Origin of the sequence: Pectobacterium brasiliense, from assembly GCF_013449685.1 — a bacterium.
Classification (GTDB): domain Bacteria; phylum Pseudomonadota; class Gammaproteobacteria; order Enterobacterales; family Enterobacteriaceae; genus Pectobacterium; species Pectobacterium brasiliense_A.
Window position 1 is genome coordinate 1 of the sequence record NZ_JACDSF010000010.1, and the last position, 16906, is coordinate 16906.

Genomic DNA, 16906 nt, shown 5'->3' on the forward strand with positions numbered 1-16906 from the left:
GCTCGGATCTGCAGTGCGGTAATTTCGATCTGAAAACAACGGTCGGCAATCAGTTGAATGGGGTGACATCCGGATTCAAAAACCTGATGGGGGAAGTTATTCAAGGTGCGACTGGTGCAGTCTCCAGTTTACCCGGCGCCATTATTCAACGAGCGAGTCCGGGACTCTATGACATGCTAACTAACGGTGTGCTTCAGGCAAATGTTGCATTTGATAAGGCCATGCTTAACTGCCAAAACATGACCAAACGGATGATGGATTTTTCTGACTCCAGTAAATGGACCCAATCGGCACAGGCAGATGAATATAAGCAACTGGTTAACAGTGGAAAAGCGGATGCCGTTCAAACGGATAACGACTCCCAAAAATTGACCGGCAATAATGGCCAAAACTGGATTGGTGGCCAACGACGTGGCGGTAAAGGGCAACCAGCTATTCGTCCAACTCATGATTTGGCGTCTGCGGGCTATAACATGATGAACAGCCAGCCCGTGTTGAGTACATCTTCTGTCAGTGCCAGTAATTGCATGGGATCAGTTTGCCAAAAATTCCCTAACTCGGAGGAAGCCGCAAAAGCGGTTGTTCAGGTACTTGGCGATCGCTCGATGCGGACGTGTAAGGTTGCCACTGATTGCACGAGTGGGGATGAAGGCCAACAACCCGGAACTACTCAGGCAGGAACAGGATTCGCCCCCATGTTGGAAGACGCAACGAAAACCAATCTGGAACAACTTGTGAAAATGGTTAACGGGGTGGAGAAACCAACGGCTGCGAACCTGGCCAAGCTGAAGGCAGGGAGTCTGACTATCACCAGTGGTGTTATCCGGGCATTACAACGCGATCCGGATAATGCGGCGTTAACCGGCCGACTGGCAAGCGAACTGGCGATGGCGGATACGGTCGAGACGGCATTACTGATGCGCCGTATGCTGATGACTGGAATGTCTGAGCCAAATGCCGCGGCTCAGGAAGCCGCTGTTGATGAGGGAACCCGGCGTATTGAGTCGCTCGATCGGGAAATTAATGCACTGAAGAACGAGATGGAACTCAAGCGCGAGCTGGCACGTAACTCAGTGCTGACTATCATCGAACGGGAAAACAATCGTGTAGAAACCAATCCGCAGAAGCAAATCCAGGACAATACGGATACACGCTTCAACCAGATGACGATTCCCGCCCAGAGCAACTAACTATGTCTGAATCTAAAAAGGCGCAGCCTCAATCCGCCATTAAGCGACTACGCCAGGGAACCAACGTGCTGCTGCTCGCGCTGGCATTCTGCTCTGGCGTTATGTTTATTGCATTTCTGATCGCGAGCATTGGCTTGTCCTATTCGGATGAATTCGTAGCGCTACGCCACTGGATGCAGCGAACGAGCACTGGCTGGCTGGTCTGGCGGTTGATGCTGTACAGCGCGCTGGGATGGGGACTCTGGAAAATCTGGCATGCGCCAGGATGTAAGCCTGAGTATAAAGCGTCGCTGAAACGGATGGCCATCGTGAGCGCGATGTTTTTACTGGCATGTGAATATGCCATGTATATCGATACAGGGGCGGCGCGATGACCGCGAACAGCTATCTCGAGTATTTTCTGACACTGTTGGGCTGGGTCATTAATAATGGCCTGTGGAATATTCTGATTGGTACCGGGCTTTTTGCTGCGCCGCTGGCGTTTAAAGTTGTTGGTATCTGGATGAAGGTCAGGGAAGAAGGGGAGGATGAGGGCAATAAAGGGATGCTGTCACTGCCCCGTATCGAGAACGCGTTGTACGGTGCGTTCTTTGTGATGCTGGCTTGCTGCGTTCCGCTGATTAATCTGAGCCTGAGTACCATGCAATATGATACGTCTCGGGCGAAAATGTGTGGAACCTGGACAACGCAGTCTCCGGATGAAAGTGGATATTCAAGTGTGGTATCCAGCCTCGGCGATCAGACAGCTGCGGTACCCTTTTGGTGGGCTGTCGTACATCGCCTGTCAAAAGGCGTAACGCAGGCTGCGGTCGCAACCATTCCTTGTCGACCGGATTTGCGCCAGGTTCGTTTTGAGGTGCAGAGGACCAGCATCAGCAATCCGGCTCTGGCTGAAGAACTGCAGGACTTTACCAACGACTGCTATGCGCTCGCGCTATACACGTGGAAGCAGCAAGACCAGGGGGCTACAACGGATAAGGATGTGCTGAAGGACATCGAATGGCTAGGCAGCTCAACATTTCGTTCCCGCTATTATGGTGAACTGAACTCAAAAATGCCGCGGTCAAATTTTCCCTGGAGCGATGCCAGGGACAGTGGTCGGCCGAATACGGGGCGGGGTGGTTACCCCACCTGTAATGAATGGTGGTCCACAGCGGATACCGGTTTGCAGGATAGGGTAGTCAATCAAGCTGATCCTGGTATGTGGCTGCGTCTTTCTGCTGCACTGAAAATGATGGGGAAAAGCACGGCTGACTATAAAGAAGCGGTGATCAGGCGCCTGGTGAGTCCTCAGAGCCTAAATATCTCTCAAGGGGGGCAGGTTTACGCTGGTTACGGGGGTAATGCGGACTTCACTACGATGAATACCGTCAATCGGTTTGGTGCCATTGCCGGCGGCGCGTTGGGAAGTCTGGGAGCATTTCCGGCATTTGATGCAATGCGCCAGGCGCTACCGATGGTTCAGGCCATATTGTTGATGGCTGTCTGCGTCATGCTGCCGCTGATTCTGGCTTTTGGTGTCTATGAATTCAAGGTTGTGGTTACCCTAACATTTGTGATATTCGCGCTGAATTTCCTTACGTTCTGGTGGGAACTGGCTAGGTGGCTCGACAGTTGGTTACTTGAAGCACTCTACAGCTCGGATACCCACAGCCGATTTAATCTGGCAGGGTTTCAAAATACTTCTGACGATATGGTCATGAACTTTGTGATGGGAACGATGTTTATCGTTCTACCGACTCTTTGGGTGGGGGCGTTATCGTGGGCTGGTGTTCGTGTCGGTGATTTAGCTAGTGCGATGAAAAGCGGTGTACAGGACGCACAAAAAACAGGAGGTAGCGCAGGTGAAGTTGCTAGTAGCGCAGTGTCACAAAAAGGGGCAAAAAGAATTTTGAATTGATTGCTAGTAAAATAGCCGATGTAATATATCGGCTATTTCTTTCTCCACCACCACCAATAATCATCGAAATACTCATCGTCATGAGCATTTCTGTCTGTTAAACCTTTTTTAGGACTGATCAAAAAAACAGCCCAAAGCAAAAGAAACATACCACCAATAATAAATCCACCAAACAGAATCGCTGCAATGGATAAGGTTAAAAATGCAGTAACAGGAATATGGCCAACCAACTTCGGTAAATGGTTCTGGGTAGCCCAAGCAACACAGACCGCATCACATTGCTTCAGGCGGTTTTTTGTGCCTTTCCAGATACCTGCCGCCTTGAGTCCACGCTGATAGGCTTGGTTCTTTGCTGTGCTTTGCATCTGAATATCCTTCTCAATGGAATATCTCATGGTTACATTTTAACCTGACCAGGAGCGTAAATCCATTAAATTGATAGAGATTACACACCGTTTCGCAAGAGATGTCTGCCGCTACAAGACCGGATTTAAATGAATCTATTTTTCATATGCCCAATATGTTCGCCAGTGTGATTTCGACATCAGCCATGACCTGGGGTGAAACCGTATCAATATACTTGGCCCCTCTGGCCTGGAAATCAAGAGAGTTCAACTGGTGGCAAAGGATAACCCCGGTCACTTTTCCTTTCTCGCTGTCACCACCCCCGATATAAACTACGATGTTCTTTTCGCGCAAGGATCCTGCGCCTGATGTTATCGCTGCGCAAGCGGTAACGCCGGTTTCCTTGTTCACGGCATCAACAGATATCACAAGAAAATAGTGTGGTCCGGCAATCTCTTTACCTGCAATGGGGTCTGGATTGACTAACCATATTTCACCTCTTTTTGGTGTTCGGGCCATCAAAAGATCTCCCGTCCTGTAGGTTTCAGTTGCTGAAATGGCTGTGTCGCCTCCCTTAGTGTCTGGATATCTTCAGCACTTAAATCAGACACCAGTTCGTCAGGAGACATCCTGCGCTTACGAGGTTTTACTGTCTGGGGCATGATTTTCAGCGCATCATTATCCTGAACAAAAATCACATCTTCGCCTTCTTTCCAGTTCATCGCCAGGGCGATCTCCTTAGGAATTGTTACAACGATGGCTCTACCCTGCTTACGCAAGCGTGCGCTTTTGCCTGTCGTTTTTTCGGCTACAATACTCATGACTTATCCTCTGGTGTAACCATGATAGCACCACTATAGCGTAAAAAACGTGCTATAAAAAGACATGAATAAACGAAATGTTATCACTGCTCTGAAGACGTTGTATGATAAATAAATGGGTATGAAAAGGAATACTGCCTGACTACAACACGAGTGCGGAGTTCAATATCAGCCAGGTTATTCTTCTCTTTAATACCTTAAAGCAAAGGCTGTGTAATATCATTATCGTGGCAATATAAGGAATAAATATGTCAAATACATCCCGGTTGTTTGAATCCTATGATGCATTAGATTATGTCGAGTTTTTGAGTAAATTGGATTCACCTAAAGTATATCTCTTGGTGGAGGATAAGCCTAGCACCATGTATTATCTTCCCGGTTATGTTATTGAATCCTCTGTTACAGGCGAATGGTTTGTTTTTAATCGCGGTCGCTTTGCTTTAGAAGGGGATAGTGGCCTTCGACAAATGAAAGAGTTTCTTTCTTACCTCAAAGAGCATGAGGTGATTTTTTCTGCATGGGTAATAAGTCAGGATGTTTTGAATAATATGGAAGCTGGACTTACGTTATGGCCTAGTGTTAAGAACGAACTTATACCATTGAGCACATATCATTCAGATGATGTTATGTGGAATGCCAGAAAAAGAGTTGTTTCTGAATTTAAGTAAGGTATGTACGCTCAACATGGTATCGGTTGGGCGTTTTTAATTTAACGCTTTTTTGTGGTGTTGGAATGGATTTCATTGCGATTGTTTTTCTAATTATTATTTTGGTTTTTGGGCTTTTAAATAAGCATCCAAATAACAAGGGGAAGAAAACTCCTCCAACCTTCAAGGACGATGCTAACATAGAATATAGTGATTTATCTGTTTTCGATACTACTCCTAAAAAATGGGAAACAAGAGATGCTCTTTTCTGGGGAGTGATTAATAGTGGTGCTTGTATTAATAGGAAAGGTTACTTTTTAACTGAGTGTGAACGGAAGTTCTATGATAATTTAACCGCATGGCATGGTAATTATTGTGAAATTCATTGCCAGGTTTCTTTAGGCCAGTTGACTACAATACCCAAAGGAACCTTGTCGGATGAAGAGTATCGACGTTTTTCAGCAATAGTAAATAATATGGCTTTAGATTACGTCCTTGTTTCAAAGAAAACAAATAAGGTAGTTTGTGTCATCGAACTTGATGATGCGACTCATCAAAGAGAAAAGCGGATTGAGCGAGACAAAAAATTAAATAAAATATTGTCTCTGGCAAAAATAGGTTTCTTACGTGTTTCTGTTGGGAATATTGATGATAAACCCGATATCTGGAAAGAAAGAGATTCTATTCATTGATGTTCTGAATAATTAATTTTGTTGTTATCCACATATCCACGGACAAATAAGCCAGTGAGTCTGCGCCCACCAAAGGCGCGGGCGAACGGGAGCGGTCGGCGAGTGTCGAGCCGACTTTGTCGGTGGGTATGTGGGTAACTATTTGACGATCTCGAATTGCGTTGTTAGTATCATTTTCGCTGTACCATCGTCCACTCGGACGATCACCAATGATCTAGTGGCTCGTGAGGATCGCCTTCGGGTAGTCACAAAAGAACACTTCTGTAGCCTGCAAGGAAGAACACGCTCAGTTGCGTGTGGTAAATCTGCCAGCCTTTGGAAGCAGATATCACCAGGTAGTTTAAACGCCGTTGCGAGCGTGGTGATGAAGGTCCGTTTATCCACTCAAATACTGACTCGTCTTAGCGAGTGCAGCCTGATAGCTTCAGCAACAATTTGCTGTTGTTCGAAGTTTTCTGTTTTACGCACGATTCAAGATACGAATACGTCTAGAGCGACGTCCGACCTTTGCACGCACGTATAAGGCCATTTGGTACATTTGGCCGCTTACGGGAGTCGCAATGGAAGGTCGAAGCTGCGCGGCGTCACTTGTGCATGAGCAACGCGAATACCAAGTGACGCGCGAGCGCGTAATACGGTCAGAGCTTACGCACTGCCCGATAGACGATTCTTCTACCATCTGACCAACACGTAGTAACGGTTTTTAGTACGTATAAAGACGTTTTACTAACCGTTTAATGGTCGTTCATTTAACAAACAGTCCGAATGTATGAAAAACATCATCATGAAGACATTTCTATTAGATAGAGGAGGTAATCAGCACGACATCGATGGCGACGCCAGCAACCAAACTGGCGTGTGGAGGTAGACTGACGAGAGTCAGCCCGGCGTAAGCCGCGAATGGGTAACACCCAGGGTGCCTTGCAACAATTCAACATTTCGCCCCCGATGCACAGATGTCTGCTGAGACGCAGGATGCGCAAAATCAAACCGTGTCGTCGGGGATGAAGTACCTATTTTTACTCTCTTTTAGAAGGGAGCCGGTGAGTTATGTATTCCGTTCACACGGGACGGAATACATAACTCACTTCATTAGAACTGGAGGACTATATGGCTAAGTTAAACAAGAATCTCGTGACGTTAGCGCGGGACGGTGGCGGCAGTTTTAAAACACTTAATGACCGTATGAAAATAGCCGATCGTTTTGCGGAAAGGTTAAAGCGTTTGAATGTGCAGATTAGGGATGCAAAGAATATTAAGCCTCGTCATATTGAAATGTATATCAGAAGTCGTCAGGACGAGAAAATTTCAATCAGGACGTTGCAAAATGAAATGTCAGCAATACGATCCATTCTGCGTGCAGCCGGTAAGACCATTATGGCTAATCCAGAAAACGAAAAGCTGAGTAATCAAGCATTGGGTATTTCTGGCGCGAGTCGTGACGGTTCAAAAGTCGCTATTCCAGATAATGTATATCAAGGGATTTTAGAAAAGGTGAGTGCTGCAGATAAAGGTGCAGCAGCTGCAATGGAATTATCCCGCCTTCTTGGTTTACGGACTGAGGAAACTATTCAATCAGTTAAGTCTCTTAAAACATGGCAGAAGGCATTACAAAATGGTAATGAGAAAGTCCGGATTGTTTATGGCACGAAAGGAGGGAGGCCAAGAGATACGACAATTATTGAACGGGACAAGTTAATCAATGCAGTGAATAATGCAATACATATTACGAGCGAAAATAACGGGCGGTTGATTAATCGTCCTGCGTTGCATTTGGCAATTGAACAGTATCGTAATATCGTTAGGGAAGCGGGGCTTGTCGGAAAATATGCACCTCATAGCCTTAGATATGCTTATACCCAAGATGCAACAAAGCTACATCTTAAAAATGGATTTAGTAAAGAGGAGGCTGATGCATTAGTTTCCATGGATTTGGGGCACGGTGATGGCCGAGGTCGTTATGTTGCCCGCGTTTATAATAAAGTTGATCCCTCTCAGTGAGAGAATTTCAAGAAGGATTTTTGGCAGTTTCATTGTAAATCGTCAAGGCTGCCAATCTTCCTTGTTCTGTTAACGCATAGGATAATTTTAATTGTTCGTCTCTATACTGTTCAACAAAACCATTTTTATGTAGAGTATGACAGGACGTTCTTAAATGATTTTGATATAATGTCGCGCTACGGTTTCTACTTATCATAGAGAATAAGGCTGTAGCTGTTACAAAGTGTTGATGGCCTTTTTTCTGCTCAATTGCATACAGCAGAAACAAGACATCACGTTGATTTCTTGAAATACGCACACTACCCCATCTTATTCGTATCAGATACGATTAAATATTCTTTCTGAAAACAGTTCAATGCTTTATTCGTATCTGATACGAATAATTTAATGGTTCAGGAATAGTTGGGAATATATTGAATTTAATTCCATCTTTGAGTATGTTGAACGGGCTAACCTGTCGTCTCTGACGACCACCAATGATCCGGTGACTTGTGAGGATCGCTTTCGGGTAGTCACAAAAGAACACTTCTGTAGCCTGCAAGGAAGAACACGCTCAGTTGCGTGTGGTAAATCTGCCAGCCTTTGGAAGCAGATATCACCAGGTAGTTTAAACGACGTTGCGAGCGTGGTGATGAAGGTCCGATTTTACTAACTATCTCTCAATCCCTACGGGAAGCTACTTCCCGATTGCTGGGGTGTGGTTTTCCAAATATTTTATTTTGGAGCAACCACAATGAACTTGAACTCTTCTACTGCATATCGTGATGGATACTGGGCAGGTCAGTTGTTGCTTTCACTGAAAAAAAAGGTGAAAACGCGGCAGCATGTTTATAAGACCTACAGTTTCCTTCAGCTGTTACTCATCTGGGGAAGTGTTGTCATCGTCTTCTGCTTTTTTTATTTGAGCAGAATCGGCGGTTTTCAGCATAAACCTCAGCAAGATGAACCGATGGATACCGCTGTTGAACCGGTTACGGTTTCGACAGAACAGGCATATCCGGAAGACTCTTTCTAACACCGACTTTAAGCCAGCAACCTAACGGGAAAAATATCTTCCCGTCAGGGTAGATGTTCTCCCGTTTTATCAGGAGAACATCATGCAAATGGTCTTACGTCGTACGAGTAATTTTACTGAGCGTCTGTCTGCGCTGCTGAAGAAAAACACACAGCGTAACGATGCGTTTATTGGTGAGTGGATACCTAATCGATCTGGACATATGAGATTCCGTGCGCTGGTTTTTCGAAGCGATTCGGAATGGAGCTATCAGATAGAAAGCTGTACTGGATGGTTAGGCTCAAAATCTTACCAGTTCGACTCTCATGCCTGCGCCGATAATACGTTTTCACAGCGTCACGAGGCAATCAAGGCTGCGCAATTGCTGGCAAAACAGTTAGCAACGCTGCGTTATCGCTTCCAGTGACTTAAAACATACCCACATGGGGATTTATCCCCAGTGGAGATAAATCCCTTTTCGTTTTGAACCGAAAAAAGGATTTATCGATGCACGATTTCAACACGAAACCTTTCGTCTCGCGCCTGGCGATCCTGCGACGTGATGATGAATTTTTACAACGTTCCACAACAGACCTCATCAGGATTGTCTCTGATATTGAGTCTGTATTGATGGAAGCGACTGCGCTGATACGTCTTGAGTCCGAACTGATGACAGCTGCTTCGTTCATGCGTATCAGAATTGATGACATGATTGAGTGGGACGATTTAGCGTGTATGACTCCTGACGAAAAAAGTATCGCGTGGGTTGCACGGCAGGCCGGTGAAATTATCAGCCTGGAACTGCTACCGCGCACTTTTTTTGACAAATACTTCGCAGATATTCTTGAGCTCGGCATTTCTATTAATGCTGCCCTGTGGCAGCACTATTTTAATAAAGGCCTGAAGGATGCTGCCCGTGTTCATGAGAGCCCTAATGCGAGCATTTGGCTCATTGACTACTACCTTTACGCGCTCAGTGTAGATGTCGAACGCAACTGGTATGAAGGCCGGACGTTCTACTGACCGACAGACATATCGTTACTTAACCCATGCGGGATTTATCCCGCTGGGGATAGATCCCTTTCACATTGAATTTAGAAAGGATTTATCCATGACTCAGATTAACAAAGCGTCAGCCTTTGAAACTTTCTACTCTTTCATGTCGAAAGAGACTTACGACGTATTCGTTCAGTACATTATTGAGGTCTGGCAGTCTAAGCTCCATGTTAGCAGTGGTAGCTGGAATGACTGGCACCCTCAGGTGACCGACGATCTGGAAACCCCGGTATATGCCGTTCCTGACGGTGATAAACTTTATAATGTTTACGCATCTCGGTTCCGAGTCCAAGTAACAACGGATGCATTCGGGTTAATGGTGACGTTATGCGCCCTTCATGGGGTGCTACTCGATTTCAAAGATAACTGATTGCCAATGATATCGGACACAGAAGGCAAGCAAATCCAGGACGCATTCGACGATTTGCTGCGTTACGCTCGCACTCATGCGGAAGCGAATGCAATAACGCCGGAGTTCGGTTCAGACAACAGCAGTTATCGTGATTTGGCTACCGAATCTGTTGATGATCTTCTTCATCAGCGTGCTCTTTTCGCCAATGCAATTGGCGAAGGCGCAGTGAAGCTCGGGATTATCGCGGAAGGTACACCTTTGACCATGCCGCAATTGCTAATGGTATTGGGTGACATCATCGAATGTGCATCTCGTGTTTTGAACAGGGATAGCCACAATGGCTAATGGCATTGTTTTTGTTTACCCAGATAGCAGTTGGTTTTTTTCTGATGAAGTTCCGTCATGGTTGGGAGATGATCGTATCACCTTGTATCCGGACGGCATCAAATATGCAGAAGAATACTTGCTCGTCATTAGCGATAGCCTAACGTATGACCAGCTAGCAGCACGGCTGGTTCAAAAAGGTTGTTAGCGCTATTCAACTTAACCCATATGGGGATTTTTCCCCTATGGGGGATAAATCCCTTTTCAAATAGAAGAGAGGATTTATCCATTATGAATACTTTACTTAATCGTCTTGCTCGTAATCGTCATTCTGCCGTTGACCTGCTGTGTGTGATTTCTGACATAGAGGGAAAATTGATGGAGATTGATGCATTCGACGCACTTCGAATCAACTGTTCTCCTGATGAGGATGGTTTTACAGACAATGACTATCAGATTTTCGAAATCGCACACTGTCTTGGCGAAACCGTTGGGCTGAATTTTATCCCTGAGAATTACAGTCATTATTTTAATGATGTGATTTCACTGGGCAACAAAGTTGCTCAAGGGTTTTGGGACAAAGCCTTTCAGAATGGCGTCCAGGAGGGTAAGCATACTTGCTGGGAATTCTCTTCTTGCTTGGATGGCGACGGTGATTTCGATGGCTACATTAAGTGGCTCGGTCGGGTCAATTGAATACAGATTTACCTTTCCCCCAGTGGCAATGCTTTCCGCCACCAGGGGGAAAGCATTCGCCCGTAAAAGGTCTTTTATGCGCGAATTAACACCCCACAGTACTACTGCTTATACCGAGCGTGAGGCACGTGTCATCAAAATGGTGTCGTTTGCTGAACGCGGCTGGTTATAACCACATAAATTAAATACTTTCGTCTAATCAGACGTTACCCCACGGGGAGAGCCTTCTCCCGCTACGGGATGACTCTCCCTTTTTTTGTCACCAAAAAGGAGAGTTCATGTCTCACATTGATATCACTCAAGAAGCTCCCGCTCAGGATGCTTCGTTTACACCAGAGCAGGAAGACGCATTGTGTCAGTTGATTCGCCGGGAATGTTTTCGGCGAGACAGAAATGCACTACTGAAACTGCTCGGTTATCTCACGTTGCTGAAAGTCGCCGGTTCTCTGGTGCTTTTAGCTGTTGTCCTCGCACTTCGCGGATTAACGCATTGAAAGGAGAGGTTATGCCAATGCCTTTACACATACTGATTGTTTTGTCCACGGGGCTATGGTTCGTCGTGCGCTGGATGTGCAAATTGTCCGCTCGCGCACTTGTCTGGCTTTATCAGACATGGCGTCAGCGTTCTGAGCCTATGGAAGCGTCGACTCATCGAATAATTTACACCGGTAAATGGTTGCTCGCCGATGATCATCAATGTAGCGGGCGTGCTGTCGTACTGAAGCACCGCCACAATTATAAACCTGGTGTGGAGTTGCAATATTTCGGTGAAGAGACTCCGCAAGCGTTTTATGGCGAACGTTATATGGATAACGAGGACGAAGCGGTTGATACCGCATTGGCCATGCACCAGAAGTTATTACGTAATGTGCGCCAACGATCTAAACCTGAAAGGATGCCCGCTGTCGTGACGATTTCGTCAGCTGCTCAGAATGATGAAGCAGCATGACTGGGCGGCCGCAATCATCTCCGGCCGTTGCAATTGATGACAGCGCCTGGGAAAGACTCGTCGCGTTTACGCCCGAGCCGGCATGCGAGACTGAACGGCTACATCGTCTGATTCGTCATGCATTAAAAGCACTGGCTGCGAGCACTCGCTCAGAAATAACGACCGGCTATTTTTGTTTAACCGGTGACGGCAATGAATCGACATCGTTGTGGCAGCAGTTTTATCTGCGCTATGAGAATGATGTTATTCATATCAGCCTGACCGGTTAACACAGCATCTTACTAACCCTGACGGGGACACCCGCAGGGGTGGACCCGTCTTTTTTTTCGGAGTCCATACCATGAGTTTACTGACCATTAATGAACACCAAGAATCGGCCCTAGCAACGCAAGGCGCAATGAAGTCGCTAACGCGAGAGTCAGGAGCTATTGAGCGCACGCGCAGTCATTTTTATAGCTGGTTGCAGGCCGAGTTTGACCGTCATTACAAAACGATACGCGATGGTGGTTATCGCCGATTTCTTGAGGATCAGCACCCGACAGAGCTGGAACGTTTTGATGCGGCCTGTGATGCGCTAAGACGTGAGGAGTTTAGCCGTTTCGCGGAACTGCAAACGCTAGGGCTGTTTTTACATACGCAAGTCGCAGAGAAAGAAGCACTGTTTCGCCGCCGGCGTAACCAGTTTCTGATCGCTATGTCGGCGACAGGGATAATTACATCCTCTGTTGTCTGGGCCTATCTGCATCATGAGCAGTTTGTGCAGTTGTACCAGCAAGCCGTTATTGCGGGGCACGCAATTCTGCAACTATTCACCACTGTACTCTGATTTTTGATTTTTCCTGAGGGAGCCATCCCTCAGGGGATGGTCCCGATTTTTGATGGAGACCATGATGAAAACTTTCACATTGAGGGATGCCGGTGATATTTGCCGGCTGTTAACAGAACGTCTGATGCAGAGTGTCAACGCGGGTAAAACGCCGTGGAGACAGAGTGTTATTCGCCAGGGGATACCGGAACACGCATTAAGCGGACAACGCTTCACCGGCATTAACGCTTTATTGCTCTGGCAATCGGCGTTGCAAAACGGCCTGGTATCAAATCGTTGGCTGACGGGTGATGATTTACGCTCTCTGGGCGGAAGAATCACTCCGGGGCAGCGACCGACCACCGTCGTCCGCTACAAACCGTCACTTTCACTGTTTCGGGTTATCAACGTTGAACAGTGCGAGGGATTATCCGACATGTTGCAACCCGGCTGGCCGTGGCCACCGTCTCCCGTACCTGGAATGGAGCGGGTAGGGCAGTGGCAGTTTGCATCCGGGGTTCCTGTTCTGTTCAATGCACAACGTCCGGCGGTTTACCTGCCCGAAAGCGATCGCATTGAATTACCTGATAGTGAGCAGGGTAATCTAGATAGTCTTATAGCGTTGCTCGTCAGTGCTACTGGACATCCCACTCGACTGGGGCGCCGTTGTTTCACGGGGAATGATGTTCCGGAACTGGATGAATACCTGCAAGAGAGTCTTGTTGCTGATGTGGGACGTGCATTTCTTGCCGCACTGGCAGGGATACATCTTGCTGGTCCGTCGATGTGGAATGGTGAGTTGGGTTCAGACCCGTGGATACTGTTTAAATCTGCTTCTGAAGCAGGCAAGGCGGTTGATTGGCTGGAAAAACAGCGGTTGGCCACATTGCCGTTTGATGATGTTCAGCATTGGCAGAGACAGGCAGAACATCTGTTAACTACTCACTATGGCCAGCAGTTGGATGATACGACGTTAGTGTGTGACAGCGTAGTGCATCAGCACTTGCGTTACAACATTTCACCGGGTAATGCGGTAAATGCGCTGGCCCGTATCTACGAATGGCCTCGGTGTGATATGCCGACGGCATTGTTCACACTAGAGTTGAATAGCGTTGCTGATGCATTGGCGCGTTTCTCACTGAATCCCGGAAGCCTGGCTGTTCATCGTGTCGCCAGCGACATCGATGATAGCGACGTTGTTCTGGAGGCTCCGGAGCTTGGCACGTTGTTGCTACCGCCACCGTCTGCCGAATCAATCGATGAGGTTGCAGCTAACGATGAGGAAGAAGGAGGTGACCCGGATGATCCGGGAAATCTCGCCGCGCTCCCCTGGGTCAGAAACCAGGGACGTCCCAATCCGCATCGGGCAACGTTTATCCGCCAGTTTCACGAAATTGCACCGTATGAGAACCGTTGGACGGTCTTCAGCGATTTTATTCACATGTCGGCAGCGGCGTTACATAACAGGTGCCATTTTGTGCAGGAAATCGAAGATGACTACATGCGGCGAATAAAACGTTACAAGGCAGTTGATCAGCGTCGTTTCCCTGCACTTTTCAACACGCTGGTCGAAGGCATGGAATTCAGTCCTTCGGATTTTCTTGGATCTGTATTCATGGAGCTCGAGCTTGGCGATCGACGCCGGGGGCAGTATTTCACCCCTTACTCTATTGGTTACATGATGGCGAAAATGCAACTGGCTGATGGTTTGCCTGCACTTACCAGCGGGGAACGGGATTTCATTACTGTCTCAGACCCTGCATGCGGAGCCGGTGGGCTGATTGTCGCGATGGCGCAAGCCATGCTTGAAGCGGGCTTCAATCCACAGAAACAGATGGCTGCTGTCTGCGTCGATATCGATCCTGTCGCGGCGATGATGGCGTATGTACAACTGGCTTTATGTGGCATACCTGCGATTGTGATTGTCGGGAACAGCCTGAGTATGGAGCTCCGTCAGACCTGGCGTACGCCTTTCTGGATGATGTTTGGCTGGGAACGTAAGTGGGCTCATGAGCAGGAGCGGCAAACGCAACAGAACGTCGCTTGATATAACAATTTAACCCCAACCGGGCGTTTCCCCTGGAAGGGGAAGCGCCCTTACTTTATTTGTAAGGAGCATCATGCTGACAGAGCAGTTTATTCAACAGACATACCTGAAACACATGAACCTCTTCCTGCATCAGGATGAGTGGCAGGCGGATATCAGTAACGATCTGCAGGACTACATGAATACGGATATCGTGTTTCATAGCCAGCGATTGTTACCTGTTATGCAGTTTATGCTCGATAACATTCCAGGCAATCGTCAGTTACGTGCGCGTTGCCAACTGAGTGAGCGCATTCTGACCCTGTGGATTTTGGGGCTGGATGCGCTGGCCACAGCCAGTGGTAATACACGGCTATTACCGAGGACGTCTCCGGAGAGCAGTGGTCGGGTTGATTGTCTGTTACCTGGTGAGCCGTCTGCCTTGCTGGATTTGTCTGACGACGATTTTATCCGACTGACGGCTCAAGGCGATCGACATACTGATGATGTCATCCTCCGTTCGCAGCTGGCGCAAACGATGCAGCACTGGTCACGATTTGAATCCTGGCTGAGTCGCACGTTGGCGCAGACGGGAGAGCATTGCGTGGCGCAGTTGGCTGCATTGCAACGGCGTTGTGATATTGATGAACGGGTTGTCCGACGTTTTGATACGGACTTTGGGTTTATCACGGTGAATCTGGGAACGGTTAATCCAGAGAGCATGAGTACGGCAGATCCTGTTGAGTTCGTCAAACGGGTTTGCCGCCGCGAGATACACCTCGTTGCGTTGGAGAGCCGGATTCACTATCACAATGGTGCCATCATTGGTTGTTTTTCCGTTCAGAAAGAAGTTGTGAATGTGGACCGGCTGACAGTAGCAGACTACGGTGATGTTGTGCAGCAGGCGATAGCCTGGTTGCGTGACGAACGTCGACGTCTGCAACGTGATGACTACTCACCGGCGCCAGCGTTACGTCTGGTTGCTTGACTGATTACTTAACTTTACCCGGCAGGGGGAACGCCCTGCCGGGCCTCCTGCCATCACTATTTTGACAGGAGTACACGATGTGCATTATTCATGAATATATTCAGCAGGCGTATCAGCGGACATTAGGCTATGCGCCGGATTATGACGACATATGCTGGCAGTTGGATGAGAACGCTGGCCATACTTACGTTAATACGCAAACGTTGTTTGAAAACGAGCAACTGACGGCCGTGATGGAAACCATGCTGGAACGCCTTGATACAGACGATGCTAAGCGTGAGCGCAGCAGGAAAGTTCTGACGTTGTGGATAAACGCTACGAACTGGCAGGCTAATGGTAACGGGGTAGATCATGGATATTTGTATCTTCCCCGGGTTCACCCGCAAATCAGTGGTCGAACCGACCAGTTGCTGCGCGCTGACATCATGCCTCTCTACGAACTGGATGAAGCGACGTTTCGTGAAGCCTCTGGACAAAGCGACAGTTTGCCGGATGAGTACGTGACTCTGGCGCAATTTCGGCAGAGTGAACGCTATTGGTTCCGCTTCATGGATCACCTGGAGCGATCGTTGCGTGATGTTTCTCATCAGTGTGCAGAAACGCTGACGCAGTTTGTCAGCAACTGTAATTTCGAGGAAAAACAGATACGGCGTTGGCGTGGCAGCGCTGGTGAAATACGTTTGTACATGTCTCAGCAGTCTATTGATGACATCGATATCATGGAGTTTGAGGATGATTTTCTGACCCAGCATGTCGATGCTATAGCCGCGGGAATTTATGTACCAGTGACTTTCCGCGCAGATGTTCATTATCGCAATGGTGCTGTAATGAAGAGTTTTACGGGGGATACGGAGGTCAATGATCCTACACGCCCGAATGCATCGGATTATTATGATGTTATGGTCGATGCAATTGAGTGGATTAGGGAAGAGTCAGAACATGTGGTATCGCGGTTAAATACCTCCAGTCAACCAGTGGCTGTGGTTCACCAGTTGGCGGCTTAAAAAATAGAAAGCCCTACAGGAATAATGCCAGTCAGTTAAGCTACTGACTGGCTATTTTTCTGGGTATATGTAGGGATAACAATCTGGAAACGAAGAACATTCACGGATTATTACAC

At 47.5% G+C, this 16906-nt stretch carries 24 protein-coding genes; 20 read left to right on the forward strand and 4 right to left on the reverse strand.

What is annotated here, in order from left to right; genetic code table 11:
- The 3 genes from H0248_RS04235 to H0248_RS04245 form a co-directional block, all read left to right on the forward strand.
- Window positions 1-1190 (forward strand): integrating conjugative element protein (locus tag H0248_RS04235; protein ID WP_180784902.1); only part of this gene is annotated, 1190 nt, incomplete at its 5' end.
- 2 nt (window positions 1191-1192) lie between these two features.
- Window positions 1193-1564, forward strand: a complete 372-nt coding sequence (locus H0248_RS04240; RefSeq protein ID WP_180784903.1) for a hypothetical protein — start codon at window positions 1193-1195, stop codon at window positions 1562-1564.
- Window positions 1561-3090: a conjugal transfer protein TraG N-terminal domain-containing protein gene (locus H0248_RS04245; protein WP_180784904.1), complete on the forward strand. Its 1530-nt coding sequence runs from the start codon at window positions 1561-1563 to the stop codon at window positions 3088-3090. Before H0248_RS04240 ends, H0248_RS04245 begins: the two co-directional genes overlap by 4 nt.
- Before the next feature lie 32 nt (window positions 3091-3122).
- Here the strand turns inward: H0248_RS04245 and H0248_RS04250 are convergent, their stop codons facing one another.
- The 3 genes from H0248_RS04250 to H0248_RS04260 all read right to left on the reverse strand — a co-directional run bounded on the left by H0248_RS04250 (window position 3123) and on the right by H0248_RS04260 (window position 4256).
- Window positions 3123-3455, reverse strand: a complete 333-nt coding sequence (locus H0248_RS04250) for a hypothetical protein (RefSeq protein WP_180784905.1) — start codon at window positions 3453-3455, stop codon at window positions 3123-3125.
- A 142-nt stretch (window positions 3456-3597) separates the two neighbouring features.
- Window positions 3598-3954, reverse strand: a complete 357-nt coding sequence (locus H0248_RS04255; protein ID WP_257981534.1) for a type II toxin-antitoxin system PemK/MazF family toxin — start codon at window positions 3952-3954, stop codon at window positions 3598-3600.
- Window positions 3954-4256 carry an AbrB/MazE/SpoVT family DNA-binding domain-containing protein gene (locus H0248_RS04260; RefSeq protein WP_180784907.1) on the reverse strand — a complete coding sequence of 101 codons (303 nt, stop codon included), beginning with the start codon at window positions 4254-4256 and terminating at the stop codon, window positions 3954-3956. The genes H0248_RS04255 and H0248_RS04260 overlap by 1 nt, the downstream gene beginning before the upstream one ends.
- Before the next feature lie 248 nt (window positions 4257-4504).
- On the opposite strand from H0248_RS04260, the gene H0248_RS04265 reads away from it, so the two are divergent.
- The 3 genes from H0248_RS04265 to H0248_RS04275 all read left to right on the forward strand — a co-directional run bounded on the left by H0248_RS04265 (window position 4505) and on the right by H0248_RS04275 (window position 7596).
- Window positions 4505-4924 carry a hypothetical protein gene (locus H0248_RS04265; protein ID WP_180784908.1) on the forward strand — a complete coding sequence of 140 codons (420 nt, stop codon included), beginning with the start codon at window positions 4505-4507 and terminating at the stop codon, window positions 4922-4924.
- Window positions 4925-4989: 65 nt separating this feature from the next.
- On the forward strand, window positions 4990-5595 hold the full coding sequence (locus H0248_RS04270) for a DUF2726 domain-containing protein (protein ID WP_180784909.1): 606 nt from the start codon (window positions 4990-4992) through the stop codon (window positions 5593-5595).
- A 1110-nt stretch (window positions 5596-6705) separates the two neighbouring features.
- The gene (locus tag H0248_RS04275) at window positions 6706-7596 is read left to right on the forward strand and encodes an integrase domain-containing protein (protein ID WP_116186709.1); all 891 of its coding nucleotides are present in this window, start codon (window positions 6706-6708) and stop codon (window positions 7594-7596) included.
- A 7-nt stretch (window positions 7597-7603) separates the two neighbouring features.
- On the opposite strand, the gene H0248_RS04280 is transcribed toward H0248_RS04275, so the two are convergent.
- Window positions 7604-7894: a chromosome segregation protein ParM gene (locus H0248_RS04280; protein WP_125233388.1), complete on the reverse strand. Its 291-nt coding sequence runs from the start codon at window positions 7892-7894 to the stop codon at window positions 7604-7606.
- Window positions 7895-8329: 435 nt separating this feature from the next.
- Between H0248_RS04280 and H0248_RS04285 the strand changes: the two genes are divergently transcribed.
- The 14 genes from H0248_RS04285 to H0248_RS04350 all read left to right on the forward strand — a co-directional run bounded on the left by H0248_RS04285 (window position 8330) and on the right by H0248_RS04350 (window position 16790).
- The gene (locus H0248_RS04285; protein WP_116186710.1) at window positions 8330-8611 is read left to right on the forward strand and encodes a hypothetical protein; all 282 of its coding nucleotides are present in this window, start codon (window positions 8330-8332) and stop codon (window positions 8609-8611) included.
- 82 nt (window positions 8612-8693) lie between these two features.
- A complete protein-coding gene (locus H0248_RS04290) occupies window positions 8694-9017 on the forward strand; it encodes a hypothetical protein (protein WP_116186711.1) in 324 nt (107 codons plus the stop codon).
- 80 nt (window positions 9018-9097) lie between these two features.
- Window positions 9098-9613 carry a hypothetical protein gene (locus H0248_RS04295; RefSeq protein WP_165707354.1) on the forward strand — a complete coding sequence of 172 codons (516 nt, stop codon included), beginning with the start codon at window positions 9098-9100 and terminating at the stop codon, window positions 9611-9613.
- A gap of 88 nt (window positions 9614-9701) precedes the next feature.
- Window positions 9702-10016 carry a hypothetical protein gene (locus H0248_RS04300; RefSeq protein ID WP_180784910.1) on the forward strand — a complete coding sequence of 105 codons (315 nt, stop codon included), beginning with the start codon at window positions 9702-9704 and terminating at the stop codon, window positions 10014-10016.
- Window positions 10017-10343, forward strand: coding sequence for a hypothetical protein (locus tag H0248_RS04305; RefSeq protein ID WP_219608943.1), 327 nt, complete (start codon window positions 10017-10019; stop codon window positions 10341-10343).
- The gene (locus tag H0248_RS04310) at window positions 10336-10530 is read left to right on the forward strand and encodes a hypothetical protein (protein WP_165707356.1); all 195 of its coding nucleotides are present in this window, start codon (window positions 10336-10338) and stop codon (window positions 10528-10530) included. The genes H0248_RS04305 and H0248_RS04310 overlap by 8 nt, the downstream gene beginning before the upstream one ends.
- Window positions 10531-10613: 83 nt before the next feature.
- Window positions 10614-11018 carry a hypothetical protein gene (locus tag H0248_RS04315; RefSeq protein ID WP_165707357.1) on the forward strand — a complete coding sequence of 135 codons (405 nt, stop codon included), beginning with the start codon at window positions 10614-10616 and terminating at the stop codon, window positions 11016-11018.
- Window positions 11019-11296: 278 nt separating this feature from the next.
- Window positions 11297-11512, forward strand: coding sequence for a hypothetical protein (locus H0248_RS04320; RefSeq protein ID WP_165707358.1), 216 nt, complete (start codon window positions 11297-11299; stop codon window positions 11510-11512).
- Between the two features lie 11 nt (window positions 11513-11523).
- On the forward strand, window positions 11524-11967 hold the full coding sequence (locus H0248_RS04325) for a hypothetical protein (protein ID WP_165707359.1): 444 nt from the start codon (window positions 11524-11526) through the stop codon (window positions 11965-11967).
- Window positions 11964-12236 (forward strand): hypothetical protein, encoded by a 273-nt coding sequence (locus tag H0248_RS04330; protein WP_165707360.1) that lies wholly within the window; start codon window positions 11964-11966, stop codon window positions 12234-12236. Before H0248_RS04325 ends, H0248_RS04330 begins: the two co-directional genes overlap by 4 nt.
- 71 nt (window positions 12237-12307) lie before the next feature.
- Window positions 12308-12793: a hypothetical protein gene (locus H0248_RS04335; protein WP_165707361.1), complete on the forward strand. Its 486-nt coding sequence runs from the start codon at window positions 12308-12310 to the stop codon at window positions 12791-12793.
- A 61-nt stretch (window positions 12794-12854) separates the two neighbouring features.
- On the forward strand, window positions 12855-14819 hold the full coding sequence (locus tag H0248_RS04340; RefSeq protein WP_257981535.1) for an ArdC-like ssDNA-binding domain-containing protein: 1965 nt from the start codon (window positions 12855-12857) through the stop codon (window positions 14817-14819).
- A 73-nt stretch (window positions 14820-14892) separates the two neighbouring features.
- Window positions 14893-15786: a hypothetical protein gene (locus H0248_RS04345; protein ID WP_044206425.1), complete on the forward strand. Its 894-nt coding sequence runs from the start codon at window positions 14893-14895 to the stop codon at window positions 15784-15786.
- 77 nt (window positions 15787-15863) lie between these two features.
- Window positions 15864-16790 (forward strand): hypothetical protein, encoded by a 927-nt coding sequence (locus tag H0248_RS04350; protein ID WP_044206423.1) that lies wholly within the window; start codon window positions 15864-15866, stop codon window positions 16788-16790.
- Window positions 16791-16906 lie beyond the last annotated feature (116 nt).

Coding starts and splice junctions, on each gene's coding strand:
- H0248_RS04240 (WP_180784903.1), top strand. CDS start 1,193: ATGTCTGAATCTAAAAAGGCGCAGCCTCAATCCGCCATTAAGCGACTA.
- H0248_RS04245 (WP_180784904.1), top strand. CDS start 1,561: ATGACCGCGAACAGCTATCTCGAGTATTTTCTGACACTGTTGGGCTGG.
- H0248_RS04250 (WP_180784905.1), bottom strand. CDS start 3,455: ATGCAAAGCACAGCAAAGAACCAAGCCTATCAGCGTGGACTCAAGGCG.
- H0248_RS04255 (WP_257981534.1), bottom strand. CDS start 3,954: ATGGCCCGAACACCAAAAAGAGGTGAAATATGGTTAGTCAATCCAGAC.
- H0248_RS04260 (WP_180784907.1), bottom strand. CDS start 4,256: ATGAGTATTGTAGCCGAAAAAACGACAGGCAAAAGCGCACGCTTGCGT.
- H0248_RS04265 (WP_180784908.1), top strand. CDS start 4,505: ATGTCAAATACATCCCGGTTGTTTGAATCCTATGATGCATTAGATTAT.
- H0248_RS04270 (WP_180784909.1), top strand. CDS start 4,990: ATGGATTTCATTGCGATTGTTTTTCTAATTATTATTTTGGTTTTTGGG.
- H0248_RS04275 (WP_116186709.1), top strand. CDS start 6,706: ATGGCTAAGTTAAACAAGAATCTCGTGACGTTAGCGCGGGACGGTGGC.
- H0248_RS04285 (WP_116186710.1), top strand. CDS start 8,330: ATGAACTTGAACTCTTCTACTGCATATCGTGATGGATACTGGGCAGGT.
- H0248_RS04290 (WP_116186711.1), top strand. CDS start 8,694: ATGCAAATGGTCTTACGTCGTACGAGTAATTTTACTGAGCGTCTGTCT.
- H0248_RS04295 (WP_165707354.1), top strand. CDS start 9,098: ATGCACGATTTCAACACGAAACCTTTCGTCTCGCGCCTGGCGATCCTG.
- H0248_RS04300 (WP_180784910.1), top strand. CDS start 9,702: ATGACTCAGATTAACAAAGCGTCAGCCTTTGAAACTTTCTACTCTTTC.
- H0248_RS04310 (WP_165707356.1), top strand. CDS start 10,336: ATGGCTAATGGCATTGTTTTTGTTTACCCAGATAGCAGTTGGTTTTTT.
- H0248_RS04315 (WP_165707357.1), top strand. CDS start 10,614: ATGAATACTTTACTTAATCGTCTTGCTCGTAATCGTCATTCTGCCGTT.
- H0248_RS04320 (WP_165707358.1), top strand. CDS start 11,297: ATGTCTCACATTGATATCACTCAAGAAGCTCCCGCTCAGGATGCTTCG.
- H0248_RS04325 (WP_165707359.1), top strand. CDS start 11,524: ATGCCAATGCCTTTACACATACTGATTGTTTTGTCCACGGGGCTATGG.
- H0248_RS04330 (WP_165707360.1), top strand. CDS start 11,964: ATGACTGGGCGGCCGCAATCATCTCCGGCCGTTGCAATTGATGACAGC.
- H0248_RS04335 (WP_165707361.1), top strand. CDS start 12,308: ATGAGTTTACTGACCATTAATGAACACCAAGAATCGGCCCTAGCAACG.
- H0248_RS04340 (WP_257981535.1), top strand. CDS start 12,855: ATGATGAAAACTTTCACATTGAGGGATGCCGGTGATATTTGCCGGCTG.
- H0248_RS04345 (WP_044206425.1), top strand. CDS start 14,893: ATGCTGACAGAGCAGTTTATTCAACAGACATACCTGAAACACATGAAC.
- H0248_RS04350 (WP_044206423.1), top strand. CDS start 15,864: ATGTGCATTATTCATGAATATATTCAGCAGGCGTATCAGCGGACATTA.